We start from the raw sequence: 13,484 nt of genomic DNA on the forward strand, positions 1-13,484 counted from the left end.
AGTCTACATCGGATTGGCGGCGGCCGCGATCAAATTTCGAGCAGCGGGCGTCGGGCGGAGCCAGATGCGTGCGCCAGCGGCGTCGCAGCAGCGGTGGTCATCGGCTCGGGAGTGATCGCGGTAGCCCGAACGACGGGAGCACGGTGTTCTCGAAGCGGGTCATCGCGCGGATCCGGTCGCCGGCGAGTGTGAGGACGTAGAGGCCGGTCCCGTGGCTGACGCCGTCGCGGGTGCGCAGGTAGGCCCCGAACGCGGGCTGCCCGTTGGCGCGGGCCGGCACGAGGTCGAACCTGCGGCCCGCGCGGAAGATGCCGGCGCAGAACCGGGCCGCGACGTCGCGGCCCTCGTACTCGAAGGGCATCGGCGGCATCGACAGGAAGACGTCGTCCGTCAGGAGGCCCACCAGGGCGTCGAGATCGGCGCACTCCCACGCGCGGACGAAACTCGTCACCACCGCGTCCTCGGCCGGTGAGCCGGGGGCCGGTGGCGCCTCCTGATCGGGAGGCGGGAGCCTGCGCGCCACGCCGGCGCGGGCTCGCTTCAGGGCACTGGTGACCGACTCGACCGTCGTGCCCAGCATCGCGGCCACCTCGCCGGCGTGGAACCCGAGCACGTCGCGCAGGACGAGCACGGCGACCTGACGGGGCGGCAGTACCTGCAGGGCGGTCACGAAGGCCAGTGAGATGGACTCGGTCCGCTCGTAGCGGGACTCCGGGCCCGGCAGCGCGTCGGGCCATGGCTCGAGCCACACGATCTCGCCGATGCGGGTCGGCTCCGGCGGTTCGACGTCGGGCACGTTCCACTCCACGGCCGGGCGCCTGCTCGCGGCACGGCGCGCGTTCAGGCACCGATTGGTGGCAATCCGGTAGAGCCACGTGCGGATCGAAGCACGTTCCTCGAACCCGTCGAGGCCTCGCCACGCGTCCAGCAGCGTGTCCTGCAGGGCGTCCTCGGCGTCCTGGAACGACCCGAGCATCCGGTAGCAGTGCAGCAGCAGCTCCCGCCGGTGCGGTTCGGTCAGCTCCCGGAACGCGTCGCCGTCGCCGGTGCGCGCTCGCGTCATCAGATCCACGTCATGACCTCCTCCGCGTATCGACACCGGTCGCGGCGGGAACTGGGCGGCGCGGGACCGCCCAGTTCCGGTGATGCCGCGGTTTCTACCCCGGTGGCAGCCGACACACGAGCGAAGGAGAGCCGCCGTGGGAACGATCGTCGTCAGCGAGAACGTCACGCTCGACGGAGTCATGCAGGACCCGAGGGGCGAGGAGGGCCTCGGCCGCGGCGACTGGTTCGCCTGGCTCGGGGAGGGGGACCGGCACGCGTGGGCCGAGGCGCTCCTCGCCGAGGCGCTCGGCGCAGAGGCCCTCCTGCTGGGGCGGCGCAGCTACGAGTACTTCGCCGCGCGGTTCCCGTCCCGCGCCGGCGCGTGGGCGGACAGGTTGAACAGCATCCCCAAGTACGTCGTGTCCTCCACGCTCACCGACACAGGTGCCTGGAGCAACTCCACGGTCCTGACGGGCGACGTGGTGAGCGGGGTGTCGACGCTGAAGGAGAAGGTGGACGGTGAGGTCGTCGTCTATGCCAGCGGCCGGCTCGTTCGCGCGCTGATCGAGCACGATCTGGTCGACGAGATGCGGCTGATGATCTACCCGTTCGTGGCAGGCGCGGGCGAGCGCCTCTTCGGCGAGACCAGCGGCGTGCGGCTGATGCGGCTCGCCGCTACGCAGGTCGTCGGTGACGGCCTCGCCCTGCTCACCTATCGGCCCGCGCCGCGACCATAAGCTCGGCCTCGTGGACATCGAGATCACCCCGGGCGGTATCACCGACGTCGACTCCCTCGCCCCGCTCTGGATGGCGATGGTGGAGCACCACCGCGCCGTCGTCGCGGGGCGGGTGCCGGTGCGGCCGGCGCCCGACGCATGGGAACGGCGCCGCCGCGAGTACGTGTCGTGGCTCCAGGACGGCAGCGGCCTGCTCTTCCTCGCCCGGCGCGAGGGTGCCGACGAGGTGATCGGCTACGCGATGTGCCGGCTGCTGCCGTCGGGTCCGACGTTCGACCTCGGGCCCGTCCGGGGTGATGTCGAGTCGCTTGCCGTCTCGCCGCGGGCTCGCGGCGCGGGCGTCGGGACGGCGCTGCTGGGCGCGGTGCGGGCGGAGCTGGAGAGGCGGGGCTGCCGGCACTGGTCGATCAGCGTGGCGGCGGACAACGCCGACGCCGTGCGCCTCTACGAGCGCGTCGGGTTCCGCCCGCTGGTCCACATGATGCACGCGCCGCTCACGGGCTGAAGCCGTACGGGAGCTCGAGTCGGTGGCGGTGCAGCAGCTCGGTGTCGGCGAGCAACTCGCGGGTGGGGCCGTCGGCCACCACCACACCGTCGTCCAGCACCACGCTGCGCGGGCACAGCTGCAGGGCGTAGGGCAGGTCGTGCGTGACCATGAGCATCGTCGTGTCCAGTCCGAGCAGCACCTCGGCGAGCTCGCGGCGCGCCACCGGGTCCAGGTTGGTGGACGGCTCGTCCAGCACGAGGATCTCCGGCTCGCAGGCCAGCACTGTGGCCAGCGCGACGCGCCTGCGCTGCCCTCCGGACAGGTGCAGCGGCGAGCGGTCGCGGTGCTCGCGCATCCCGACGGCGTCGAGCGCCGCGTCCACGTGTGCGTCGAGGTCGGCGCCGGTGACCCCGAAGTTCGCCGGGCCGAACGCGACGTCCTCGCCGACGGTGGGCAGGAACAGCTGGTCGTCGGGGTCCTGGAAGACGATGCCGACCCGCCTGCGGATCTCGCGCAGGTGCTGCTTCTCCACCGGGAGCCCGCCGACTGCCACCGACCCCCGGCCGGCCGTGAGGATGCCGTTGAGGTGCAGCACCAGCGTGGTCTTGCCGGCGCCGTTCGGGCCGAGCAGGGCCACCCGCTCGCCCCGGCGGACGGTCAGGTCGATGCCGAAGAGGGCCTGGTGCCCGTCCGGGTAGGCGAAGGCGAGCCCGCGCACCTCGAGCGACGGCGGGGGAGTGGGCGCCACGGCGGTGGCGGACGGATCGGGTGCGGCGCTCACGACAGCACCCAGCCGGCGGTCGCGAGCGCGAGCGCGACGGCGACCGGGGCCAGCCCGGCGAGCCAGTCCCGCCGGCTCGTGCGGTGCTGCGACAGCGGCGGCATCCGGCCGTTCCAGCCACGCGACAGCATCGCGAGGTGCACCCGCTCGCCGCGCTCGTACGAGCGGACGAAGAGCGACCCCACGCCGCGGGCCGTGGCACCTGCCTGCCAGAGGAATCGCGGGTCGTGCCCGCGCGAGATGCGGGCCACGCGCATCCGGCGGGCCTCGGCGACGATGACGTCGACGTAGCGCAGCATGAGCGTGGCGATCGTGACGACGAGCGCGGGTGCCTGCAGCCGTTGCAGCCCGAGGAGCAGGTCGCGCAGGGGCGTGGTGGCGGCCAGCGTGAGCGAGGTGAGCACGCCGAGCGTGCCCTTCACCAGTATGTTCCAGGCGCCGAGCAGGCCCGGCTCGGAGAGACTCAGGCCGAACCATTCGACGTGCGGCACTCCTCCGGTGATCGGCAGCAGCACCGCGAGCACGACGAACGGGGCCTCGATGAGCGCGCGCCGCGCCATCCAGCCGGGTGGGATCCGCGCCATCGCCCATACCGCCGCGAGCAGCAGCAGGTAGCCGCCGAACACCCCGAACGCCTCGCGCGGCGTGGCGACCACGCACAGGACCACGAGAAACGCCGCCACGATCTTCACCTCGGCGGGGAGCCGGTGGACCGGCGAGCTCCTGGGGAGGTAGAGCGGATGGGCGTGCCCCGCGCCCACTACCGCTTCCCCGGCGACCGTCGGCGCAGCAGCCAGAACAGCCCGCCCGCGACGATCAGGGTGACGATCACGCCGATGACGCCCGCCAGCCCGACCGTGCCGTCACCACCGCCGACGGAGTAGTCGGCGAGCGGGCTGCCCGCCATGGCGTGGTCGCCCGCGTGCTGCGCGATGCAGGTGCCTTCCAGCTGCTCGCCCGCGTCGGTCTCGACGACATCGCAGCCGTTCAGCGTGACGGTGTCGAGCCCGTCGGGGTCGGGGCTCGCCAAGTACGACAGCCCGCCTGCGACGAGGAGGGCGACGGCGAGGAAGCCGAGGAAGAACGCCAAGGCCCTGCGGTTACCGGCCGGGGCGCTCACGACGGGGTCCCGCGCACCTCGAGCGGGGCCGGGGCACCGCGCAGCAGGTACACGAGGTCGGGCCGCACCGCCGCCACCGCCCCGACCGTGGCCGCCGTGATGACACCCTCGCCGATACCGATCAGGACGTGCAGGCCGAGCATCAGCGCGGCCACCGTGCCCACCGACGCCCCGCCCGCGCCGCCGATCGCGTACTCCAGCACGAACGCCAGCGCCGCGACCACCGTGTTGACGAGCGCGGCGACGAACGCCGTCGTGACCAGCCCCGCGCGGCCGCGGCGCGCGAGTGGCCGCAGCGCCGTGGCCACCGCGTGGCCGACGAACACACCGACCAGCGCCATGTTGACGATGTTGGTGCCGAGCGCGGTGAGCCCGCCGTCGGCGAAGAGGAGGGCCTGCACGACGAGCACGATCGCGATGCAGAGCGATCCGACCCACGGGCCGACGAGGATCGCGACCAGCGCCCCGCCCAGCAGGTGGCCGCTCGCGCCGGGCAGGATCGGAAAGTTGATCATCTGGACGGCGAAGACGAACGCGGTGACGAGGCCTGCCATCGGCGCGGTTCGGTCGTCGAGGTCGACGCGGGCCCGGTGTAGCGCGATCGCGAGTCCCACCAACGCGACGAGGCCGAAGCCCACCGCGGTGGGCGCGTTGACGAGCCCGTCGCTCATGTGCATGGCCAGTGATACCTGGGAGGCGGAGACCATACGACCTCCTTCGCGCAGACGTGGGCACCCGGTTCGGGTGGCCGATCCAGGCTAGACGCAGACGCGGGAAAGCGGCAGTCGCAAGTGATGTGCGACAACACTCCGCAGGTCGAGTAGCGCCGGTCCTACTCGACCACCGGTCAGGAGGCGCCGCCGCGGGAGGAGACCTTCGAGAGCGTGAAGAGCGCGCGCCTGCGCGCCCGTCCGGCGGGGGCGAGCATCCGCCCGACCGCGAGGTCGATGCCCCGTACCTGGAAATACGGAGAGTCACCGATCTCCTCGATCAGCATCTTCTGCTGCGCGTAGAGCTTCTCGTCGTCGCGCGAGGAGATGCTGTCTCTCGCGATGCGGAACGCCGCGAGCGTCTCCGGCAGGCCGAGGAAGTCGCCCAGCTGCAGCAACCGCAGCCACAGGTCGATGTCCATGACGTTGGCGCGGTCGGTCTTCCAGCCCCCGACGGTGAAGAAGTCGTCGCGCCGGAACAGCACGTTGTTGGACTCGCCGATCGGGTTGGAGCCGCTGCGCACCACGCGCCGGGCCACCTCCACACCGGTGTGCACGCCGACGAGCCCGTTCAGGCCCCTCCGCGGCACGATCACGCGGCTCTGCTCGTCGATCATGTGCCGGCGCGCGGCGACCACGGCGAGGCCCGGGTCGGCGTCCATCGGCCCGACCTGCAGCTCGAGGCAGCGGGGATGCAGCAGGTCGTCGGCGCAGACGATCTTCACCAGCGGCCCGCGGGCCAGCTCCACGACCCGGTTCCAGTTGTCGGCCTGGGGCAACGTCTCGCGGTTGCGCTCGATCCGGATGCGCGGGTCGCCGAAGGACCGCGCGATGCTGCCGCTCTGGTCGGTGCTGCCGTTGTCGAGCACGACGAGCTCGAAGTCGCGATAGGTCTGGTCGAGGACGCTGCGCATCGTCTCGGCGAGGAAGCGCTCACCGTTGTAAACCGGCACGCAGACGGAGACGCTGGGAATCGGCAGCACGGGCGCGACGGTACCGCTCCCCGCTGCACCGGCCGTCCGGCGCCTCCGCCACCCCAGGGCGCGCAGACTGGTCGACATCCGTAGAGTGCCCCCACGCACGAGACCGACCCGGCCGAATGCAGTAGCGGAGAGTCGCCGAAATGGAGGCCTCCCCGTCGCAAGAACGTAACGTAACGCGACGGGGCCGCCTGGAGATAAGCCCAGTGATGACGAACGTCTCCGGCGGTGGCTACGGGCAGCAACGGTCTGAACGGCGCGAGCACGCCGCTGACGCGGTGGGGGGGAGAAAGGCGATGCAGCGGAACGGCAACCCGCGGGTCTCCGTGGTGGTGCCGACCCGGAACGAGGCGAGGAACCTGGAGGTCGTGCTGCCGGCGATCGCGGCGGTGCGGCCGGCGGTGCACGAGATCATCGTCGTCGACGGCAATTCGGTCGACGGCACGATCGAGACCGCTCAGCGGGTTCTGCCATGGGTCAGGGTCATCACGCAGACGCGCAAGGGCAAGGGCAACGCGATGGCGTGCGGCTTCGCGGCCGCGACAGGGGACGTCATCGTGATGTTCGACGCCGACGGGTCGGCCGATCCGGCCGAGATCCCGGCGTTCGTCAGGGCGCTGATCGACGGCGCCGACTTCGCGAAGGGGAGCCGGTTCGTTCGCGGCGGGGGCAGCGACGACATCACCCTCCTGCGCAAGTCGGGCAACGCGGGGCTCAACGGCGTGGCCAACGCGCTGTTCGGTACCTCGTACACCGACCTCTGCTACGGCTACAACGCCTTCTGGCGCGACATCCTCCCGGTGCTCGACCTGCCGTCGATCGACACGCCCGCGCCTGCCGACGGCAGCATGATCTGGGGCGACGGGTTCGAGATCGAGACCGTGCTGAACTGCCGGGTCGCCGCGGCCGGTCTGAAGATCACCGAAGTTCCGTCGATGGAGCGGGAGCGGATCTTCGGGCAGACGAACCTCCGCACGTTCGCCGACGGCACCCGCGTACTGCGCACGCTCGCCGCCGAGCGGCGGCGCGCGTCGCGGCGCAAGGCCGAGCTGGTGCAGGTCGAGGAGCAGTCCCGCGCGCTCACGCCGGCCGGGGGCATCCCGGTCGTGCCGCCCGCGCCGCAGCCGGTGCTCACCCAGCCTGCGCCCGGGTCCACCCCGCCGGTCAACGGCACGCGGCCGGACAACGGTCAGATCAACGGTCAGAGCAACGGCAAGACCCCCGGTGAGGTGCACGGGCCGGTCGAGCCCGCGGAGCGCCGCCCGCTGCCGCAGGCACGGGTCGAGAGCCAGCCACGGGTCGAGGGCCCGGCGCGGGAGACCCGCGACGGGGTGAGCCTGCGCCTCGCCCTCGAGGAAGAGGCTTCCTGACCTCGTCGAGCCCGCCGGGGGCGCCGGGCATTTTCTCAGGTTCACCCGACTAGACTTGTCATTTGGTCGGGTGAACCTGCGCCTCCGGTGGGACACGTGCGGTTGTGCCGCGCCGTGAGGGGGCGTGGCGAGGTGACGAACGGAGCAGGACTGTGACCATGCCACCCTCGAACGCGGTGCTGACACGTGCGCGTGTCGCACGGCGCTACGTGGCACTGGTCCTGGTCGTCTCGGGCATCGCGGCCTGCATCTTCAACGCGATGGGCACCACCGGTGGCATCCTCGGCGACCTGCGCTTCGTCGTCACCACCGCCTTCCTCGTTCTCGGCCCGGGCTGGGCGGCCGCGGGATTCCTGCGGCGCGCACCCGCAGCGCACGTCTGGCTGCTCACCATCGGCGTCGGCGTGGCCGTCACGCTGCTGGTCGCGCAGATCATGGTCAGCGCGGCCTTCTGGCGTCCCGAGCTCGCGCTGTATGCGATCACGGTCGTCAGCGTTCCGTTCCTCCTCCGACACGCGGTGGTGGCGCAGTGAGACCGGGCGCAGGGAAACCGGGCGCGGTGAGACCGGGAGCTGCGGCAAGGGGCGGCGGACCGCGGCGGATCGCGGTGTCGTGAGCCGTCGGCAGTCGACACCGACCGCATCGGGGAACGCCGTCCCGAACCCGGCGATCGTGCGACCCGACTTCTTCGGTCGCACCCACCCCGACCCCAGGGCAGACCCGCCCACCGTCGTTCTCGACCCCTCGGGCGCGCGGACCGAGGAGCTCCAGCTGATCGCGCCGGAGACCCATCGCATGCCGTCGACGGGCGGCGATCGGGGTGCCGATCCGGACGCCGACACCGACGGCATCCCGGTCGTCATGCCCGAGGCCGTTGGCGGGGCCCCCGGCGGACACGCCATGGCGCTGAGCGCCCTGCTCGGCTCGGCAGGCGGCTTGATCGGCTGGCTCGTCGCGGCGCACCTCCTGCCGGTGAGGGCCCTCGGCGACGCGCAGCTCGTGGTGTCGCTGTTCCTGCTCGTCGGCGGGCTCGCCCCACTGACGATCCTGCCGGTGCGCCGGTGGCGGCCCGTCCGCCTCGCGTGGGCCGCGCTGCTGGTCCTGCCGCTGTGCGCGCTCGTGGGGCTGGCCTGTGGCCTGCTGGTGCCGGGGCTCGGGGCGATCCCGACGGGCCCCGGTGTCGCGCCGGCCATGGGCCCGCTGCTCGTGGCGCTGGCCTGCGCGGCTTGGGGTGTCGTGGCGGCACACGACGTCGTGCTGGCCGCGGCGGGGAAGTCGCGGTGGGCGGTCTGGCGGAGTGTGCTTCTCGCGATCCTGCAGATCGGCGCGCTCGTCGCGCTCAGCGGCGTCGCCGGGCTCGGCGCGTACGGAGTCGTGCTGTCCTGGCTCGCCCCGATCGTTCTGTGGGCGGTGTTCGGCGTCGCGCTCGTACCGGTGCTGGTCCGCCGGACGCCAGTGGGCGGGCCGTCACCGACCCCCGCGGCGATCTCGCTGGTCGGCACCGCGCTGCTCTACCACCTGGTCCCGGTCGTGGTCACTGTGCGATTCGGGCCGGAGACCGGCGCCGCGTTCTTCGTGGCGTGGCAGGTCTTCGTGGTCGTCGACCTCGCGGCCGCCTACACCGTGCACGCGCTGTCCGGCGCCGTGGCCCGCGAGCCGGGGCGCACCGCGGAGCTCGTCGCGCGGGCCCGCAGGCGGCTGCTCATCGTGTTCCTCCCGGTGATCGCGCTCGGTGCCGCGCTCGCCGGCCCGCTCCTGACCGCATTCGGCACGACATACGCCGAGGCGGGCGACCTGCTCCGGCTCCTGCTGCTCGGGCTCGCGTTCCGGCTCGTCGTCACGCACGAGCTCGGCGTCCGGCAGGCCCTCGGCCACGGGGTGGGATTCGACCGGCTCCAGTTGTTCAGCGCCGTGCTCGTGCTGGTCGTCGCGATCGCACTGCCCGTCACCGCACTGTCCTTCACCGCGGTGGGCGTCACCGAGCTGCGGCTCGTGGCGATCGGCTACATCATCGTTCAGGTGGCCTGCGCGGCCGCTGTGCTTGTCATCCCGGCGGCGCGCCGGACCGACCTGGAGGTGCGTGCACCGTGACATCGACCGACCGTGGCGGAGGGGATCCGGGCCGCGGCCGCACGCCTCCCGCGCCGCCGGGCCGCCGGCCGCCTGCGCCCCGGCCCGACCTCCCGCCCGTGGCCCGGCCACAGGTGCGCCCCGAACCCCGCCCGGCCCCCGGCGCGCAGCCCGGGCGGCCCGCCCCGGCCCCGCAGCCGGGCCGCCGCCCCGCGCCGACCGGCACCCCGTCTCCCGGGCCGGCTGCTGGCCCGTCGCCCGCGCGGCCGGGCGGCCCGCCTCCGCGACCGGCGCCCGGACCGTCCGCCGCCCGCCCGGCCCAGGTAGGGGATCCCGCCGCGGCCAGTGCCATCAGCCCGGAGCGCACCACCGCGTTGCCCGTGCAGCGGCAGCGGCCGCGGCCACCCGCCCCGCCACCCGCGCCGACCACCAGCGGCATCTACCGCTGGCTCTCGCCCGCCTTCGCGCTCGCCGCGGTGGCGCTGCTGCCGATCGCGGCGGCCACCACCGACCTCTCCGCACTCGACGGCTGGGGCCTGGCCAAGGTCCTCGGCCCGGCAGCGTGGCTGTCCATGCTGTGCGCGGTCGCGGCCTGTGCTACCGAGCTGTGGTCACCGCGGCCCCGGATCCCGATGCTCGGCACGGCCACGGCGACGCTGATCCTCTGCTCCTACGGCATCCCGTCGGTGGTCGAGCCCGCCGCTCGGTTCTCCACCGCGTGGCTGATCTCGGGGTTCGTCGACGCGATGGCAGGCGACGGGCGACCCGTCGAGGGGTACGACGCCCGCTTCTACTGGCCTGCTTTCTTCGCGCAGTGGGCGTGGTTCCGCGACGCCGCGGGCGCCACGCAGCTGGACGAGGTGCTGCGTTGGTTCCCGCCCGTCATCGTCGGGGTCTGGGCGATCGGGATCTATGCGCTCGCCCGCTCCATGCTCGGGGGCCACCGCGCCCCGTGGGCGGCGGCATGGCTGTTCCTCGGGCTGAACTGGATCGAGCAGGACTACTTCTCCCCCCAGGCCACCGGCATCGTGCTGATGCTGACGCCGCTGGTGTTCGCGCTCGGCCCGCTCGCCACCCGGCGCACCGACGCTGCGGGCGTGCCCGGCTGGCCCAAGCCGCACGCCGACGCGAAGCGGCTGGCGCTGCCCCGCCGCTGGCTGGTGGCCGCACTGACCCCGCCGAACCGGCCGACGCTGCCGCCGCGGCAGTTGCTACTGATCTACTTCTGCGCGGCGCTGTGCCTCATCGCGGTGGCCCCGGAACACCAGCTCACCCCGTTCGCGATCATCGGCCAGCTGGTGGTGCTCGCGATCGTGGGCCGGTTCCGCGGGCGTGGCCTGGTGCTGGTCGGGATCATCGCCGTCGCCGTGTACATCCTCATCGCGGGCCGCGACTTCTGGCTCAACCAGCTCGACATGATCATCGGCTCCGGCAACGCCGAGGAGGCGATCCAGGCCGGTGTGTCGGACCGGTTCGCCGGCGACCAGGGACAGATCTTCGTCAAGCTGCTGCGCATCCTCGTGCCCGGCTTGACCTGGCTGCTCGCGATCGTCGGGGCATGGGTGTACTGGCGCCGCAGGCGCGACCTCACCCCGATCGCGCTGGCCGCGGTGCCCATGGCGTTCGCCGCACAGGGCTACGGCAGCGAGGTGTTCCTGCGGATCGTGCTGTTCGGCCTGCCGGTCCTGTCGATCCTCGGTGCCGACGCGCTGCGCTGGGTGGCGCGCTGGAAGCGCGGCATGGAGAAGGTGCTCGCGGTCGGCATGGCGCTGCTGTTCGGGTCGCTCATCCTGATCCGGGGCGGCAACGAGTCGTACATGGTCGTCTATCCCGAGGAGGTGGCGATGATGCGCGAGGTGTACGCCACGACACCGCCGGGCCTCGAGGTGGTGCCGCTGGTCAGCGGCGTCGGCCCCTACGCCGTCGACGGGATCGACACCCATAGCCGCGGCAACTCGATCGAGGGCTGCTCCGACCTGATCGACGACCCCGTGCGGTGCGTCGACCTGCAGGATCCGGACGTGATCGTCTCGTTCGAGTCCACGGAGGCGTACGGGCGCGACCTCAAACTCATGCCGGCGGGGTGGTCGCTCGAGGCAGTGCGGCAGATCGTCGCCACGGGTGAGTACGTGATCACCTACCAGAACGGGTTCGACGTGGTGCTGCGCAAGGTCGAACCCACCGGGCTCCCGGGAGCGCCACGATGATCGACCCGCGGCTGGACATCCTCGTCTGGGCGGCGGTGCTGCTGCTCCTCATCGTGATGGGCGCGCGGGCGTGGGCCGTGGAGACCACGCTGGCGCGGAACTACCGCAAGTCGGCCCGCGTGCGAATGCTGACCATGGCCACCGGCGTGGCCATGGCGGCGCTCGCCGGGCTGATGGCGATGCAGGGCGGGATCCTGTTCGTCCAGGCCGTCGTCACCCGAACCGATCCCGAGACGTTCGTGACGGTGATCGGCCAGGAGGACAACACCGACCAGGCCGTGCCGGACCCGGACGACCGCCCCGACCAGCCTGCGGCCCCCGCCGACCCGAACGCCCCGGCCGCCGGTGCTGCCGACCCGAACACGCCGGCCGCACCTGGGGCCGGGGCGAACCCCGGCGGCGCGCCGGCCGGGCAGCAGCCGGTTCAGCCCGGCGGCTAGTGCTGGCTCAGCCGCTGAACCCGATCGCCACGTACTTGGTCTCGAGGAACTCGTCGATGCCGACGGTGCCGCCCTCGCGGCCGAGGCCGGACTGCTTGATGCCGCCGAACGGGGCCGCCGGGTTGGAGACCAGCCCGGTGTTGAGGCCGACCATGCCGGACTCCAGGCGCTCCGACACCCGAAGGGCGCGGCTGATGTTCTCCGTGAACAGGTAGCTGACCAGGCCGAACTCCGTGTCGTTCGCGGCGGTCACGGCCTCGTCCTCGTCGTCGAACACGCTGATCGCGGCCACCGGGCCGAAGATCTCCTCGGACGTCAGCCGGGCCTCCAACGGCACGTCGGACAACACGGTCGGGCGGTAGAAGTACCCCGGCCCGTCGCCCGATTCGCCGCCGACGTGCACGCGGGCGCCCCGGTCGACCGCGTCGCGCACGAGCTCCACGACCTTGTCGCGGCCCTTCGCGTCGACGAGCGGGCCCACCTGCACACCCTCCTCCGTGCCGCGGCCGACGACGAGCGCGCCCATCCGGTCGCTGATCCGCCGGGCGAACTCCTCGGCCACCCCGCGCTGCACCAGGAACCGGTTGGCCGCCGTGCAGGCCTCGCCCATGTTGCGCATCTTGGCGAGCATCGCGCCCTCGACCGCCTTGTCGAGGTCGGCGTCGTCGAAGACGAGGAACGGCGCGTTGCCGCCCAGCTCCATCGACGTTCGCAGCACCTTCTCCGAGCACTGCTCCAGGAGCTTCCTCCCGACCGCGGTGGACCCGGTGAAGGACAGCTTGGGCGCGCGCCCGTCGCGGATCAGCGGCTCCATCACGCCGCCCGCGTCGGAGGTGGTGACGAGGTTCAGCACGCCGTCGGGCAGCCCGACCTCGGCGAGGATGGCGGCAAGCGCGTGCATCGAGAGCGGGGTCTGGTGCGCGGGCTTCATCACCATCGCGCAGCCGGCCGCGATCGCCGGACCGATCTTGCGGGTGCCCATCGCCATCGGGAAGTTCCAGGGCGTGATGAGCAGCGACACCCCGACGGGCTGCTTCTGCACGAGGAAGCGGCTCGCGCCGTTGGGAGCCACGGCGTAGCCGCCGTCGATGCGCACCGCCTCCTCGGCGAACCACCGGAAGAACTCGGCGGCGTAGGCGATCTCGGTGCGGCTCTCCGCGAGCGGCTTGCCCATCTCCAGCGTCATGAGCAGGGAGAGGTCGTCGATCCGTTCCATGATCACTTCGAAGGCGCGACGCAGGATCTCCCCGCGGTCCCGCGGCGGCATCGCGGCGAACGACTGCTGCGCGGCGACGGCCGCGGCGAGCGCCTCCATCCCGTCCTCGCGGCCCGCGTCGGCCACCTCGCACAGCGCCTTGCCGGTGGCCGGGTCGTCGACGGTGAGGGTGCGGCCCGACGCGGCCGGACGCCACTGCCCGCCGATGAACAGGCCGGTGGGGACCGCGTCGACCACCCTGGCCTCGTCGGTGCTGCTGGCGGCGGAGTTCGTCGCGGAGTTCGTCATGGCCGCGATGCTGCCACCGCCCGCCGGGCGGCGC

At 72.6% G+C, this 13,484-nt stretch carries 14 protein-coding genes; 7 read left to right on the forward strand and 7 right to left on the reverse strand.

Going from position 1 to position 13,484, the window contains the following annotated elements; all coding sequences use genetic code 11:
• Window positions 1-97: 97 nt before the first annotated feature.
• The gene (locus K1T35_RS23700) at window positions 98-1,063 is read right to left on the reverse strand and encodes a sigma-70 family RNA polymerase sigma factor (RefSeq protein WP_220262797.1); all 966 of its coding nucleotides are present in this window, start codon (window positions 1,061-1,063) and stop codon (window positions 98-100) included.
• Window positions 1,064-1,199: 136 nt separating this feature from the next.
• Here K1T35_RS23700 and K1T35_RS23705 point away from each other — a divergent pair, with 136 nt between their 5' ends.
• Both K1T35_RS23705 and K1T35_RS23710 read left to right on the forward strand, forming a co-directional pair.
• Entirely contained in the window at window positions 1,200-1,781 is a 582-nt protein-coding gene (locus K1T35_RS23705) for a dihydrofolate reductase family protein (protein ID WP_220253904.1), read from the forward strand.
• A gap of 10 nt (window positions 1,782-1,791) precedes the next feature.
• On the forward strand, window positions 1,792-2,286 hold the full coding sequence (locus K1T35_RS23710) for a GNAT family N-acetyltransferase (RefSeq protein ID WP_220253905.1): 495 nt from the start codon (window positions 1,792-1,794) through the stop codon (window positions 2,284-2,286).
• Here K1T35_RS23710 and K1T35_RS23715 read toward each other — a convergent pair.
• From K1T35_RS23715 to K1T35_RS23735, 5 genes are all read right to left on the reverse strand, one after another.
• Window positions 2,276-3,049, reverse strand: coding sequence for an energy-coupling factor ABC transporter ATP-binding protein (locus tag K1T35_RS23715; protein ID WP_220253906.1), 774 nt, complete (start codon window positions 3,047-3,049; stop codon window positions 2,276-2,278). The two genes, K1T35_RS23710 and K1T35_RS23715, sit on opposite strands and share 11 nt — an antisense overlap.
• On the reverse strand, window positions 3,046-3,810 hold the full coding sequence (cbiQ, locus tag K1T35_RS23720; RefSeq protein WP_220253907.1) for a cobalt ECF transporter T component CbiQ: 765 nt from the start codon (window positions 3,808-3,810) through the stop codon (window positions 3,046-3,048). The genes K1T35_RS23715 and cbiQ overlap by 4 nt, the downstream gene beginning before the upstream one ends.
• On the reverse strand, window positions 3,810-4,169 hold the full coding sequence (locus tag K1T35_RS23725; RefSeq protein ID WP_220253908.1) for a PDGLE domain-containing protein: 360 nt from the start codon (window positions 4,167-4,169) through the stop codon (window positions 3,810-3,812). The genes cbiQ and K1T35_RS23725 overlap by 1 nt, the downstream gene beginning before the upstream one ends.
• A complete protein-coding gene (locus tag K1T35_RS23730; protein ID WP_255620626.1) occupies window positions 4,166-4,846 on the reverse strand; it encodes an energy-coupling factor ABC transporter permease in 681 nt (226 codons plus the stop codon). Before K1T35_RS23730 ends, K1T35_RS23725 begins: the two co-directional genes overlap by 4 nt.
• Window positions 4,847-5,016: 170 nt before the next feature.
• Window positions 5,017-5,862, reverse strand: coding sequence for a glycosyltransferase (locus tag K1T35_RS23735; RefSeq protein WP_255620627.1), 846 nt, complete (start codon window positions 5,860-5,862; stop codon window positions 5,017-5,019).
• 293 nt (window positions 5,863-6,155) lie between these two features.
• Here K1T35_RS23735 and K1T35_RS23740 point away from each other — a divergent pair, with 293 nt between their 5' ends.
• The 5 genes from K1T35_RS23740 to K1T35_RS23760 all read left to right on the forward strand — a co-directional run bounded on the left by K1T35_RS23740 (window position 6,156) and on the right by K1T35_RS23760 (window position 11,946).
• On the forward strand, window positions 6,156-7,229 hold the full coding sequence (locus tag K1T35_RS23740) for a glycosyltransferase family 2 protein (RefSeq protein ID WP_255620628.1): 1,074 nt from the start codon (window positions 6,156-6,158) through the stop codon (window positions 7,227-7,229).
• A 176-nt stretch (window positions 7,230-7,405) separates the two neighbouring features.
• The gene (locus K1T35_RS23745) at window positions 7,406-7,762 is read left to right on the forward strand and encodes a hypothetical protein (RefSeq protein ID WP_220253910.1); all 357 of its coding nucleotides are present in this window, start codon (window positions 7,406-7,408) and stop codon (window positions 7,760-7,762) included.
• Window positions 7,763-7,841: 79 nt separating this feature from the next.
• Complete coding sequence (locus K1T35_RS23750) at window positions 7,842-9,320, forward strand: lipopolysaccharide biosynthesis protein (protein WP_220253911.1); 1,479 nt, start codon at window positions 7,842-7,844, stop codon at window positions 9,318-9,320.
• Entirely contained in the window at window positions 9,317-11,506 is a 2,190-nt protein-coding gene (locus tag K1T35_RS23755; RefSeq protein ID WP_220253912.1) for a hypothetical protein, read from the forward strand. Before K1T35_RS23750 ends, K1T35_RS23755 begins: the two co-directional genes overlap by 4 nt.
• Entirely contained in the window at window positions 11,503-11,946 is a 444-nt protein-coding gene (locus tag K1T35_RS23760) for a hypothetical protein (protein ID WP_220253913.1), read from the forward strand. Before K1T35_RS23755 ends, K1T35_RS23760 begins: the two co-directional genes overlap by 4 nt.
• A 7-nt stretch (window positions 11,947-11,953) precedes the next feature.
• Here the strand turns inward: K1T35_RS23760 and K1T35_RS23765 are convergent, their stop codons facing one another.
• Complete coding sequence (locus tag K1T35_RS23765; RefSeq protein ID WP_220262799.1) at window positions 11,954-13,450, reverse strand: NAD-dependent succinate-semialdehyde dehydrogenase; 1,497 nt, start codon at window positions 13,448-13,450, stop codon at window positions 11,954-11,956.
• Between the last annotated feature and the right edge of the window lie 34 nt (window positions 13,451-13,484).

The organism is Pseudonocardia sp. DSM 110487 (assembly GCF_019468565.1).
GTDB lineage: Bacteria > Actinomycetota > Actinomycetes > Mycobacteriales > Pseudonocardiaceae > Pseudonocardia.